The following is a 12,610-nucleotide window of genomic DNA, read 5'->3' as shown; positions in this document are numbered from 1 at the left end:
GCTCATCGCAATCTCGACCTACTTCCAACTCGCGAGGTACCTGACCGCACGGTGATCCGTGCCGTACTACGTTCTTCTTACGGTGTCGCCTCGACCTCGACGGCCATGGCATTGCGCAGCCCTGCCGTGTCGAGCGCTCCCGTGGACCTGAAGGCCCGGGGGAATGCTCTGCGGCGGACCGCCTGGTCGAGGCAGACCAGGGCGGGGTGCACGTAGGCACCCCGGCCGGGCAGCGTACCGCGTGGATCGGAGACGCATTCGTCACCGATCGCCACGATGCGCAGCAGATCGCTCTTGGCCGCTCGCTCCCGGCACCCGACACAGGTACGTTCGGGGCATGCGCGGGCTTGCGTCCGGCCAGACACGATTAAGTCTACCTCCCCGTACCGACCTCACCCCTTCGGGCGAAAAATCGAACGGACGTTGTGTTTCTGTCTACCGCCCGGACAGCTCCGGGCGGTACCGGTTTATTCCCCGCGGCGGTCGTCGCGACGGTCGTCCCGGCGGTCTTCCCGCCGGTCACGGTCACCACCGCGGTCGCCGCCGCGGTCACGGTCGCCCTCGGCCGAGGGCTGCTCCGTGTCCGGACGGATGTCGATCCGCCAGCCGGTGAGGCGCGCGGCGAGGCGGGCGTTCTGGCCCTCCTTGCCGATGGCCAGCGACAGCTGGTAGTCGGGCACGGTCACCCGCGCGGAGCGGGTGTCCCAGTCCACGACCTCGACCTCGCTCACCCGGGCGGGTGACAGGGCGTTGGCGACCATCTCCGCCGGGTCGTCCGACCAGTCGACGATGTCGATCTTCTCGCCGTGCAGCTCGGCCATGACGTTGCGCACGCGGCTGCCCATCGGGCCGATGCAGGCGCCCTTCGGGTTGAGGCCGGAGCGGTTGGCCCGGACGGCGATCTTGGTGCGGTGACCGGCCTCACGGGCGATCGCGCAGATCTCGACGCTGCCGTCGGCGATCTCCGGGACCTCCAGGGCGAACAGCTTCTTCACCAGGTTCGGGTGGGTGCGCGACAGGGTCACGGACGGACCGCGGACACCCTTCGCCACCCGCACGACGTACGCCTTGATGCGCAGGCCGTGCGTGTACTCCTCACCGGGCACCTGCTCCTGCACCGGCAGGATGGCTTCCAGCTTGCCGATGTCGATCAGGACGTTCTTGGGGTCCTTGCCCTGCTGGACCACGCCGGTGATGACGTCGCCCTCGCGGCCCAGGAACTCGCCGAAGGTCAGGTCGTCCTCGGCGTCGCGCAGACGCTGGAGGATCACCTGCTTGGCGGTCGTCGCGGCGATGCGGCCGAAGTCCGACGGGGTGTCGTCGAACTCCTTGGCCTCCTGGCCCTCTTCCAGGTCCCTCGGGTCCTCGGTCGCCCACACGATCACGTGACCGTTGGTGCGGTCGAGCACGACGCGTGCGCGCCGGAAGCTTCCCTCGGTGCGGTGGTACGCGATGAGGAGGGCCGACTCGATAGCCTCGACGAGCAGGTCGAAGGAGATCTCCTTCTCCCGGACCAGACCCCGCAGGGCACTCATGTCGATGTCCACGGCTACGCCTCCTCTTCCTTCTTGTCCTTGCGGTTGAACTCGATCTCGACACGCGCCTTGGCGATGTCGGTGAATGCGATGCGCCGGGCGGTCGCCTTGCGGCCCTTCACGCCCGGGACTTCGAGGTCCATGCCCTCGTCGTCCACGTCGAGAATGCGGGCGATCAGTTCCCCGCCGTCCGACGTCTGGAACTTCACGAGACGGCCGGTCGCCCGGATGTAGTGACGGTGCTCGGTCAGCGGGCGGTCAGCGCCCGGCGAGCTCACTTCGAGGACGTACTCGTCCTCACCCATCGCGTCGGTCTCGTCCAGCAGGTCCGAGACCTCGCGGCTCAGCTCGGCACACGCGTCCAGCTCCACGCCTTCGTCGGAATCCACGATGATGCGCAGCATCCGGCGCTTGCCCGCCTTGGACGTCTCGATCTCCTCGAGGTCCAGGCCCTTGGCAGCGACCAGCGGCTCCAGCAATCCGCGCAGCCTGTCGCTCTGGGTGGTGCTCATCCGGGTGACTCCTCGGCCGCGTGTGCTGTTGTGGTTTCCGTCGTGTGTCAGGTCAAAGGGTATCCGGTCGCGGAGGGTGTTGCCGTCCGCCCTGTGGACAGGGCCCCGGGTACCGTGATCACACCCTGCCCCGCCCTCACCCCCAAGGACGTCCCCGTGCCCTCGATCATGCCGTCGCGAAGAAGCCTGCTCGCCGGTGCCGCGGGCATCACCGGCGCCGCGCTGCTCAGCGGTTGCTCCGACGGGGGCCCGCCCGGGGCGGAGCCCGAGATTCCACTCGAACGGCGGATGCGTGAGACGGCCGTACGTGACAGCGCGCGACTGCTGGAACGTTACGACGCCACGAGCGCGGCCCATCCGGCCCTGGCCGAGCGCCTCGCCCCGCTGCGGGCCTCGGTCGCCGCGCACGCCGCGGCCCTCGGCCCTGATCCGGCGGTGTCCCCCTCGCCGTCCCGCTCCCGGAGCTCCTCCCCCTCGCCCTCCGCGTCCGCCGCTGTCTCCGCCCCCGTCTCCCCCGCCCCGGGCGCCGAGCCGGTGCCGGCGAAGCCCGCCGAGGCGCTGACCGAGCTCGCGGACGCCGAGCGGAGCCTGGCCGAGGCCCGGACGATCTCGCTGACCGGGGCGCCCGGGGAGCTGGCCCGGATGCTGGCCTCGGTGGCCGCCTGCGGCCGCGTACACGCGTACCTGCTGACCTCGACCCCGCCGGGAGCCGCATCGTGACCTCCGAACCCACCCCCGCCGGTCAGGTCCTGGAGGCCGCACAGGCCGCGCTCGCCGCCGAGCACGCGGCGGCGTACGGCTACGGGGTCATCGGCGCCCGGGCCGCGGCCGCCCGCGCCGCCGAGGCCCGCGAGGCGTACGGGGGCCACCTCGCGCGCCGCGACGCGCTCGCCCGCACCGTGCGCGAGCTGGGCGGTTCCCCCCGGCCCGCGGAGGCGGCGTACACCCTGCCGTTCGTGGTGCGCACGCCCGACGACGCCGAGCGGCTGGCCGCCGGAATAGAGGACCGGGTGGCCGGCGCGTACTCCGATCTGGTGCGGGCCGCGGAGGGCCCGTTGCGCCGCGAGGCGGCCGACGCGCTGAGCGCCGCGGCCGTGCGCGCGGCACGCTGGCGCGGCGGCGGCGTAGCCTTCCCTGGGCTCACGGAACGCGCTGACGCAGCGCAGAGGTAGCGCGCGAGTACCCGCGACGAGCCCGAGCACAGCTGAAAGGGACCACGCACGCATGGCTTTCGAACCGCCGCAGCAGCTTGTACGGGCGCTCGGCGAGCTGCCGGAATCGGCGCAGACCGCGGACTGGCTGGGGCACCTGCCCCAACTGGCGCAGACCGCTCTGACCCGGCGGGGGGTGGAGGCACAGCGGGTGCAGGCCCCCGGTGGCCGCGGCAGCCTGGTCCTCCTCGTCCGGTACGCCGACGGGACCCCGGCCGCGCTGAAGCTGGCGCCGCCCGCCCTGCGGCCCGACCGGGAACTGGCCGCGCTGGCGCACTGGGGCGGATTCGGGGCCGTACGGGTCCTCGACTCCCGCCACCACGAGGAGGACGGGGCGCTGCTCCTGGAGCGGCTGCACCCCGAGGTGTCCCTGCGCTCGCTCCCGGAGGCCAAGGCCCTGCTGGAGGCCTGCGGCACGCTGCGCAGACTATGGGTGGCCCCGGCGGCCGGGCACGGCTGGGAGACGGTGGCCGAGCGCACGGCCGCGCAGGCCGAGGTCCTGCGCAAGGCTCCCCCGGAGGCGGCGGAGCTGGCCTCGGCGGCGCTGGCGGCCCGCGAGGAGCTGACGGCCGCACCGGCCGAGGAACTGCTGCTGCACGGGAACTTCCGGCAGGGCAAGGTGCTGGCGGGCGAGCGGGCACCGTGGCTGGCGGTGGGCCCGGACCCGATGGTCGGCGAGCGCGCCTACGACCTGGCCCGGCTGGTACGGGACCGGCTGGAGGACCAGGTGGCCTCCTCGGCAGGGGCCGCGGGCGCCCGGCGCCGGGTGAACAAGCTGGCCGACGCGCTGGAGGTGGACCGGGACCGGCTGCGCGGCTGGACCCTCTTCCGGGCGGTCGAGTCGGGCAACCGGGCGCTGGCCGCCGGGCGCCGTCAGGACGCGGAGCTGCTGCTGGAGTTCGCGGGCTGGTTGTAGGGCACGCCCAGGGGCATACCGTAGATACGAAGGTATGTCCGGCAGGAGGCCGTCATGGTCCAGGAACTGCTGACAGCGTGCGCCGTGGCAGGCGTGGGGATCGTGGCTTACATGGGTGCGGCCGCCCGGGTGGTGAAGCAGTACGAGCGGGGCGTGGTCTTCCGCTTCGGCCGGCTGCGGGACGGGATCCGCGGCCCCGGTTTCACGATGGTCGTTCCCGGGGTGGACCGGCTGCGCAAGGTGAACCTGCAGATCGTGACGATGCCCGTGCCGGCCCAGGAGGGCATCACCCGGGACAACGTCACGGTGCGGGTGGACGCGGTGGTCTACTTCAAGGTGGTGGACGCGGCCAACGCGATCATCGCGGTGGAGGACTACCGCTTCGCCGTCTCCCAGATGGCGCAGACCTCCCTGCGGTCGATCATCGGCAAATCGGACCTGGACGACCTCCTGTCCAACCGGGAGATGCTCAACCAGGGCCTGGAACTGATGATCGACAGCCCGGCGGTGGGGTGGGGCGTCCAGATCGACCGGGTCGAGATCAAGGACGTGTCCCTGCCCGAGACCATGAAGCGGTCCATGGCGAGGCAGGCGGAGGCCGACCGCGAGCGGCGGGCCCGGGTGATCAACGCGGACGCGGAGCTCCAGGCCTCGCACAAGCTGGCCGAGGCCGCGGCGGTGATGTCGGACCAGCCGGCCGCGCTTCAGCTCCGCCTGCTCCAGACGGTCGTCGCCGTCGCCGCCGAGAAGAACTCCACGCTGGTCCTCCCGTTCCCGGTGGAACTGCTGCGCTTCCTGGAACGCGCGGCCCCGGCCCCGGGCTCCGCCCCGCCGTCCGCCCCCGCGGCGCCGGAGGCCGACGGCCCGGCTGCGGACTGACCGCTGCGCGGGGCCGAAATCCCCTACCCGCCCTTCGCCCGTTCCCTGGGGCTCCGCCCCGGACCCTGCGCCTCAAACGCCGGCGGGGCTGGATGTATCCAGCCCGTCCGGCGTTTGAGGACCGGGTCCGGGCAGAGCCCGGGGAACGGTGGAAGGGCGGGTCGGGGACAGCCCCGCAGGGCACCCGCGGAGCCATCGGCTAGGTCAGACGGGCCAGGGCCTCGGCGAGCGGGAGCTCCTCGCGGGTGCCGGACGCCCGGTCCTGGAGTTCGACCACGGACTCCGCGGACCGCCGCCCCGCGACCAGGATCCACGGGACGCCGATCAGCTCCGCGTCCGTGAGCTTGACCCCGGGCGAGAGCCCGGCCCGGTCGTCGAGCAGGACCCGGAGTCCCGCCCCGGCCAGGGCTTCGGCCGCGGACTCCGCGAGGGCGAGCGGTACGGCCTTGCCCGCCGCCACGACGTGCACGTCGGCCGGGGCCACCGCCGCCGGCCAGCACAGGCCCCGCTCGTCGGCCGTCTGCTCGGCCAGCGCGGCCACCGCCCGCGAGACGCCGATCCCGTACGAGCCCATCGTGACCCGGACCGGCTTGCCCTCGCGGCCCAGCACGTCGAGGCCGAAGGCGTCCGCGTACTTGCGGCCCAGTTGGAAGATGTGCCCGATCTCGATCGCACGGTCCAGGCGCAGTCCGGCCCCGCAGGAGGGGCAGGGGTCGCCGGGCTCGACGACCACGACGTCCAGGTAGCGGTCCACCTCGAAGTCCCGGCCGCAGACCACGTTGCGGGCGTGCGTGTCGGGCTTGTTGGCCCCCGTGACCCAGGAGGTGCCCGGCGCCACGCGGGGGTCGGCCAGGTAGCGGACCTTGCCCAGGCCCTGCGGGCCCACGTAGCCCCGTACCAGATCGGGCCGGTCGGCGAAGTCCTCCGCCGTCACCAGCTCCACGACGGCCGGGGCCAGGTGCTCGCCGAGCTTGCCGAGGTCGACCTCCCGGTCTCCGGGCACGCCGACGGCGGTGATCTCGCCGTCCACCTTCACGAGGAGGTTCTTGAGCGTGGCCGACGCGGGGACGCCGAGCAGCGCCGCCAGGGACTCGATCGTCGGGGTGTCGGGGGTGTCGAGCTCCTCGACCGGCCCGTGCTCCCCCTCCACGGCCTTGAGCCCGAAGGTGACCGCCTCCGTGTTCGCCGCGTACGCGCACTGCGGGCAGTCCGCGAAGGTGTCCTCGCCGGCCTGCGCGGGGGCCAGGAACTCCTCCGAGGCCGAGCCGCCCATCGCGCCGGACACCGCCGACACGATCCGGTGGTCGAGGCCGAGCCGCTCGAAGATCCGCTGGTAGGCCGCGCGGTGGAGGGCGTAGGACTCCGCCAGGCCCTCGTCGGTCACGTCGAAGGAGTAGGAGTCCTTCATCTGGAACTCGCGGCCGCGCAGGACGCCCGACCGGGGCCGTGCCTCGTCCCGGTACTTGGTCTGGATCTGGTAGAGCATGACCGGCAGGTCCTTGTAGGACGTGCACTGGTCCTTCACCAGGAGGGTGAAGATCTCCTCGTGGGTGGGGCCGAGCAGGTAGTCCGCGCCCTTGCGGTCCTTGAGCCGGAAGAGCAGGTCCCCGTACTCCGACCAGCGGCCGCTGACCTCGTACGGCTCCTTGGGCAGCAGCGCCGGGAGCAGCACCTCCTGGGCGCCGATCGCGTCCATCTCCTCGCGGACGATCCGCGAGACGTTGTCCAGGACCCGCTTGCCGAGCGGCAGCCAGGTCCACACCCCGGCGGAGCTGCGCCGGACGTATCCGGCCCGGACGAGGAGGCGGTGGCTGAGGGTCTCGGCGTCGGCCGGGTCCTCACGGAGGGTCTTGGCCATGAGGCGGGACATGCGCTGCACGTGTTGCGTTGACATGACGGGAGGCTATCGGCCCCTCCACCGGGCCCGGAAACGGTTTCAGCGTCTGCGCAGGGGCAGCGGGGCGCCCATCACGGCGTACGGGAGGCTCGCGCTCGGGAACCGGACGGGGCGGGCGAGGTCCGTGTAGCCGAGCGCCCGGTAGAGGCCCCGGGCGGGGCTTTCGGTGTCGATCGCGGAGAGGATCGAGCGGGGCTCGGCGGCGGTGTCGGTGATCCCGGTGATGAGGGCGCGTCCGACGCCGTGGCCCTGGAAGCCGGGGTGGACGTGCAGTTCGGTGATCACGAAGGATTCGTCGAGCCAGCCTTCTAGGCCGTCGGCACGCAGGTAGGGCTCGACGACCCCGGACCACCAGTGCGAGCGGTCGTTGGGCATGCCGTAGACGAACCCGGCGAGCGCCCCGTCCTCGGCGAACGCGCCGAGCGCGCGGGCCCCGCGGCAGGTCATGTGGCGCTGGACGATGTAGCGCCGGATGCCGACCTCCTCCTCGCTCAGGCCGAAGGCCACGGCCTGCACGCGCAAGGCCTCGTCCACCCGCGCGACGAGGTCGAGGTGCCCGATCCGTAGTCCGGCGGGCCGGTCGGGGGCTTCTCCCCCGGGGGTTGACAGCATGCCGCGACCTTACTGGGCCGCCCCGGCCTGCGGGTATGCCTTCCGCGCGCCCGGACCGGACCGGCCTGGACCGATCCGGCACGCGACGGTCGCAAGACGGCCGGAAGACGGTCGGAAGGCGGTCAGAACAGGACGCTCATGAACGCGCCGACCTCGCGGAAGCCGACGCGGCGGTAGGAGGCGCGGGCGGCGGTGTTGAAGTCGTTGACGTACAGGCTGACCACGGGGGCCACGTCCCGGAGCGCGTAGGCGACCACGGCGGCCATCCCCGTCTCGGAGTGCCCGCGGCCCCGGAACTCCGGGGCCACCCACACGCCCTGGATCTGGCAGGCGCGGGCGGTCGCCGCGCCGATCTCCGCCTTGAAGACGACCTTGCCGTCCTCGACGCGGGCGAAGGAACGCCCGGTGGCCACCAGCTCGGCGACCCTGGCCTGGTAGAGCAGGCCGCCGTCCCCGGCCATCGGGGAGATGCCCACCTCCTCGGTGAACATGGCCACGCAGGCGGGCATGATCAGGTCCATCTCGTCCCGGCGGATCCGGCGGACCAGCGGGTCGGCCGCGACCTCGGTGGACCGCTGCTCGGTGACCATGAGGGGCTGGTGGGAGCGGACGTCGCGGGCCGGGCCCCAGCTGGGCTCCAGCAGCTGCCACAGCAGCCGGGTGGCCTCGGCGGGACCCACGATGGAGGAGCAGCGGCGTCCGGTGCGCCGCGCCCGGTCGGCGAAGGCCCGTACGGCTTCGGGTCCGGCGCAGACGGGGACGAGGTTGGCGCCGGCGTAGCAGAGCGAGCGGAGCTCGCCGTCGGCGTACCAGCCCCACATCTCGCCGCCCAGGCGCCACGGATCCAGCCCCGCCACCTGGACCCGGGAGGTGACGAAGGCGTTCTCGACCGGGTCGCGTCCCAGGATTTCGAGCGCGGCGTCAAGATCACTGGGCTCTAGGACCCGGGTGGTGGTCTGCGTCAACACTGGGGCCTCACCATGCAAGTCTGCTGATCTCCGCACTGTACCCGGCACGGCTGCGTGATGCCGCGCGGCCCCGGGCGGAGCCCCGGACCCGCACAGGCCGACGGGCCCGGGGCCGCCTTTGGCGGCCCCGGGCCCGTCACCTCTCAACCCGTGGAGCGATCCGCGGAGCTACACGCCGATCGCGACCGTCGGCTCGCCCGACATCACGCCGTCCTTCTCCATCTGCTCGGCGATCTTCATCGCCTCTTCGATCAGCGTCTCCACGATCTTCGACTCCGGCACGGTCTTGATGACCTCGCCCTTCACGAAGATCTGGCCCTTGCCGTTGCCGGAGGCGACGCCGAGGTCGGCCTCACGGGCCTCGCCCGGACCGTTCACGACGCAGCCCATGACCGCGACGCGCAGCGGGACCTCCATGCCCTCCAGGCCCGCCGTGACCTCCTCGGCCAGCTTGTACACGTCCACCTGCGCGCGCCCGCAGGACGGGCAGGAGACGATCTCCAGACGGCGCGGCTTGAGGTTCAGCGACTCCAGGATCTGGATGCCGACCTTGATCTCCTCGACCGGCGGGGCCGACAGCGAGACGCGGATGGTGTCGCCGATGCCCTCGGAGAGCAGCGCGCCGAAGGCGACGGCGGACTTGATGGTGCCCTGGAACGCCGGACCGGCCTCGGTGACGCCGAGGTGCAGCGGGTACTCGCACTGGGCGGCCAGCTGGCGGTAGGCGTTGACCATGACGACCGGGTCGTTGTGCTTGACCGAGATCTTGATGTCGCTGAAGCCGTGCTCCTCGAAGAGGGAGGCCTCCCACAGCGCGGATTCGACCAGCGCCTCGGGGGTGGCCTTGCCGTACTTCTTCAGCAGTCGCGCGTCGAGCGAGCCCGCGTTGACACCGATCCGGATCGGGGTGCCCGCGTCCTTGGCGGCCCGCGCGATCTCCTTGACCTTGTCGTCGAACTGCTTGATGTTGCCGGGGTTCACGCGGACGGCGGCGCAGCCGGCGTCGATCGCGGCGAACACGTACTTCGGCTGGAAGTGGATGTCGGCGATGACCGGGATGTTCGACTTCTTCGCGATCACGGCGAGCGCGTCGGCGTCGTCCTGCGTCGGGCAGGCGACGCGGACGATGTCGCAGCCGGAGGCGGTCAGCTCGGCGATCTGCTGGAGCGTCGCGCCGACGTCGGAGGTCCTGGTCGTCGTCATCGACTGCACGGAGATCTGTGCGTCTCCGCCGACGGCCACCGAGCCGACCTGGATCTTGCGGCTGACCCTGCGGTCGGCAAGCTTCGTCGGCACGGCCGGCATTCCGAGAGAGATGGCAGTCATCTGCTGTGCAACCCCAAGGTGTGGATCAAGGTCCCGAGATCGGCGGGCTCCAGCTTCCGAGATTACGCCAACCAGCGCGCGCCCCGCGCATCGGCAGGGGGTGTGCCACCCGAACGTAGGGAGCCGGGCACGATGCGTGCCCGGCTCCCGGTCCGATGGGGTAGAGGACCCGAGGGGCCCGGCCCGGCCGGTCCCGATCAGGTGATCTTGATCGGGTTCACCACGTCGGCGACGAGCACCAGCAGGGTGAAGCAGACGAAGACGGCCGCCACCACGTACGCGGCCGGCATCAGCTTCGCCACGTCGAAGGGGCCCGGGTCCGCGCGCCGGAAGACCCGCGCCAGACCGCGCCGCACCGACTCCCACAGGGCTCCCGCGATGTGCCCGCCGTCCAGCGGCAGCAGGGGCAGCATGTTGAAGAGGAAGAGGGAGAGGTTGAACATGCCGAGGACGCTCAGCATGGCCGCCATCTTCTCGCCGATCGGCATGTCCATGGTCGCGATCTCGCTGTTGATCCGGGCCGCTCCGACGATGCCCATCGGGGAGTCGGGCGCGCGCTCGGCGCCGTTGAAGGCGGCGTTCCACAGCGCCGGGATCTTGCCGGGGAGCTTGGCCAGGGCCTGGACGCTGCCCTCGACGACCTCTCCGACCCGGTCCACGGACTGGCCGAAGGTGAGCGGGATGATCTCTTTCCTGGCACCGAAGCCGAGCCAGCCGGCCGGCACGTACTCGCCCGCGACGTAGCCGCCCTTGCCGTCCGTCTTGGGGACGATGTTCTGCACGAGCTTCGTGTCGAGCTGCAGCTGCTTGCCGTCGCGCTGGACGGTGATGACGGCGGGGCCGATGGTGTCGCGGATCTTGCCCGAGAGGGCATCCCAGTCCTTGACCGGCTTTCCGTCGAAGGCCACGATCTTGTCGCCCGCCTGGAGCCCGGCGGCCTTGGCGGGGGCGACCGGGTCGCCGTCCTTGCAGGTCTTGCGGTTCTCCTTCTGGCTGAGGACGCAGTCGGAGACGGAGTCGACCGTGGTGGTCGTCTGGTTCACCCCGTAGGTCATCCACAGGCCGAAGAAGATCGCCATCGCCAGGACCAGGTTCATGAACGGTCCGGCGAACATCACGATCACGCGCTTCCAGGGCTTGCGCGTGTAGAAGAGCCGCGTCTCGTCGCCGGGCTGCAGTTCCTCGTACGCCGCCGAGCGCGCGTCCTCGATCATCGAGCGGAACGGCGACGTGGAGCGGGCGCTGACCTTGCCGTCGGCGCCGGGCGGGAACATCCCGATCATGCGGATGTAGCCGCCCATCGGGATGGCCTTGATCCCGTACTCGGTGTCGCCCTTCTTGCGCGACCAGATGGTCTTGCCGAAGCCGACCATGTACTGGGGCACGCGGATGCCGAAGAGCTTCGCCGTCGAAAGGTGGCCGAGCTCGTGCCAGGCGATGGAGATGAGCAACCCGATCACGAAGACGAGGGCACCACCCAACATCAGCAATAGGTTCATGCGCGCGCCTCCACTGCGGCCCGTGCCGCCGTCTCCCGTGCCCGGGCCCGGGCCCAGGTCTCCGCTTCAAGGACGTCCGCGACCGTGAGGGAAGTTCCCCTGGCGGGGGTCCCGTGCTCATCGACCACGGCAGAGACGGTATCCATGATTGCTGTGAACGGCAGCCGGCCGGCGAGAAACGCCTCCACGCACTCCTCGTTCGCCGCATTGAACACGGCGGGCGCGGTACCGCCCAGTGCGCCCACGTGGCGGGCCAGGCCCACCGCGGGGAAGGCCTCGGTGTCCAGCGGGAAGAACTCCCAGGTGGAGGCCTTGGTCCAGTCGAAGGCGGGGGCCGCGTCGGGGATCCGCTGGGGCCAGCCGAGGCCGATGGCGATCGGGCCGCGCATATCGGGCGGGGTGGCCTGGGCGAGCGTGGAGCCGTCCGTGAACTCCACCATCGAGTGGACGTAGGACTGCGGATGGACCACGACCTCGATGCGCTCGAACGGGATGTCGTAGAGCAGGTGCGCCTCGATGACTTCCAGGCCCTTGTTGACCAGCGTCGCCGAGTTGATGGTGATCACCGGGCCCATGGCCCAGGTGGGGTGCGCGAGGGCGTCCTCGACGGTGACCCCGGCGAGCTCGGCGCGGGTGCGGCCGCGGAAGGGCCCTCCGGAGGCGGTGACCACGAGCTTGCTCACGTCGGCGCGGGTGCCGGCGGCGAGCGCCTGGAACAGCGCCGCGTGCTCGGAGTCGACCGGGATGATCTGGCCGGGCTTCGCGAGGGCCTTGACCAGCGGGCCGCCGACGATCAGCGACTCCTTGTTGGCGAGGGCCAGGGTCCGGCCGGCCCGCAGCGCGGCGAGGGTGGGCGCGAGGCCGATGGAGCCGGTGATGCCGTTGAGCACGGTGTGGCACGGCGAGGCGGCGAGCTCGGTGGCGGCGTCCGGCCCGGCGAGGATCTCGGGCATCGGCTCGCCGGGGGCGTACTGCGCGTTCAGCGCTTCCTTCAGGGCCGGTACGACGTCTTCGCGCGCGACGGCCACGGTGTTCACGCGCAGCAGCCGGGCCTGCTCGGCCAGCAGCGCGACCTTCCCGCCCGCGGCGGACAGCCCGGTGACCCGGAACCGGTCCGGGTGGCGCAGGGCGAGGTCGATGGCCTGGGTCCCGATGGAACCGGTGGAGCCGAGGATGACGATGTCCCGCCGGCCGGCCGCGGGGTCGAAGAGGAGGTGCGGATCGGCGAGGGGGGCTGGGCGGTCGCTCATGCTCC

13 protein-coding genes are annotated in these 12,610 nt (G+C 71.8%); 4 read left to right on the top strand and 9 right to left on the bottom strand.

Annotated elements, in window-relative coordinates:
- Positions 1-77 precede the first annotated feature (77 nt).
- From OHU74_RS26480 to rimP, 3 genes are all read right to left on the bottom strand, one after another.
- Complete coding sequence (locus OHU74_RS26480; protein WP_371618167.1) at positions 78-365, bottom strand: YlxR family protein; 288 nt, start codon at positions 363-365, stop codon at positions 78-80.
- Between the two features lie 102 nt (positions 366-467).
- Entirely contained in the window at positions 468-1,547 is a 1,080-nt protein-coding gene (gene nusA, locus OHU74_RS26475) for a transcription termination factor NusA (RefSeq protein ID WP_330298865.1), read from the bottom strand.
- Positions 1,548-1,549: 2 nt separating this feature from the next.
- Positions 1,550-2,047, bottom strand: a complete 498-nt coding sequence (gene rimP, locus OHU74_RS26470; protein ID WP_371618166.1) for a ribosome maturation factor RimP — start codon at positions 2,045-2,047, stop codon at positions 1,550-1,552.
- 156 nt (positions 2,048-2,203) lie between these two features.
- Here rimP and OHU74_RS26465 point away from each other — a divergent pair, with 156 nt between their 5' ends.
- The 4 genes from OHU74_RS26465 to OHU74_RS26450 are packed head-to-tail and all read left to right on the top strand — an operon-like array spanning position 2,204 to position 5,053.
- On the top strand, positions 2,204-2,767 hold the full coding sequence (locus OHU74_RS26465) for a hypothetical protein (RefSeq protein WP_371618165.1): 564 nt from the start codon (positions 2,204-2,206) through the stop codon (positions 2,765-2,767).
- Entirely contained in the window at positions 2,764-3,219 is a 456-nt protein-coding gene (locus OHU74_RS26460; RefSeq protein WP_371618164.1) for a ferritin-like domain-containing protein, read from the top strand. Before OHU74_RS26465 ends, OHU74_RS26460 begins: the two co-directional genes overlap by 4 nt.
- Positions 3,220-3,271: 52 nt before the next feature.
- Positions 3,272-4,174 (top strand): aminoglycoside phosphotransferase family protein, encoded by a 903-nt coding sequence (locus OHU74_RS26455; protein ID WP_371618163.1) that lies wholly within the window; start codon positions 3,272-3,274, stop codon positions 4,172-4,174.
- A 54-nt stretch (positions 4,175-4,228) separates the two neighbouring features.
- Positions 4,229-5,053 (top strand): slipin family protein, encoded by an 825-nt coding sequence (locus OHU74_RS26450; RefSeq protein ID WP_371618162.1) that lies wholly within the window; start codon positions 4,229-4,231, stop codon positions 5,051-5,053.
- Between the two features lie 199 nt (positions 5,054-5,252).
- On the opposite strand, the gene OHU74_RS26445 is transcribed toward OHU74_RS26450, so the two are convergent.
- From OHU74_RS26445 to dxr, 6 genes are all read right to left on the bottom strand, one after another.
- Positions 5,253-6,947, bottom strand: coding sequence for a proline--tRNA ligase (locus OHU74_RS26445; protein ID WP_371618161.1), 1,695 nt, complete (start codon positions 6,945-6,947; stop codon positions 5,253-5,255).
- A 42-nt stretch (positions 6,948-6,989) separates the two neighbouring features.
- A complete protein-coding gene (locus OHU74_RS26440) occupies positions 6,990-7,562 on the bottom strand; it encodes a GNAT family N-acetyltransferase (protein ID WP_330298858.1) in 573 nt (190 codons plus the stop codon).
- A 122-nt stretch (positions 7,563-7,684) separates the two neighbouring features.
- The gene (locus tag OHU74_RS26435) at positions 7,685-8,530 is read right to left on the bottom strand and encodes a GNAT family N-acetyltransferase (RefSeq protein WP_330298857.1); all 846 of its coding nucleotides are present in this window, start codon (positions 8,528-8,530) and stop codon (positions 7,685-7,687) included.
- A 168-nt stretch (positions 8,531-8,698) separates the two neighbouring features.
- Positions 8,699-9,856 carry a flavodoxin-dependent (E)-4-hydroxy-3-methylbut-2-enyl-diphosphate synthase gene (gene ispG, locus OHU74_RS26430; RefSeq protein ID WP_215032327.1) on the bottom strand — a complete coding sequence of 386 codons (1,158 nt, stop codon included), beginning with the start codon at positions 9,854-9,856 and terminating at the stop codon, positions 8,699-8,701.
- A 197-nt stretch (positions 9,857-10,053) separates the two neighbouring features.
- Entirely contained in the window at positions 10,054-11,355 is a 1,302-nt protein-coding gene (locus OHU74_RS26425) for an RIP metalloprotease (protein ID WP_371618160.1), read from the bottom strand.
- Positions 11,352-12,605, bottom strand: a complete 1,254-nt coding sequence (gene dxr, locus OHU74_RS26420; protein ID WP_371618159.1) for a 1-deoxy-D-xylulose-5-phosphate reductoisomerase — start codon at positions 12,603-12,605, stop codon at positions 11,352-11,354. Before dxr ends, OHU74_RS26425 begins: the two co-directional genes overlap by 4 nt.
- Positions 12,606-12,610: the final 5 nt, after the last annotated feature.

Origin of the sequence: Streptomyces sp. NBC_00454 (assembly GCF_041434015.1) — a bacterium.
Taxonomy (GTDB): Bacteria; Actinomycetota; Actinomycetes; order Streptomycetales; family Streptomycetaceae; genus Streptomyces.
This window is presented reverse-complemented; position numbering and strand designations above follow the sequence as displayed.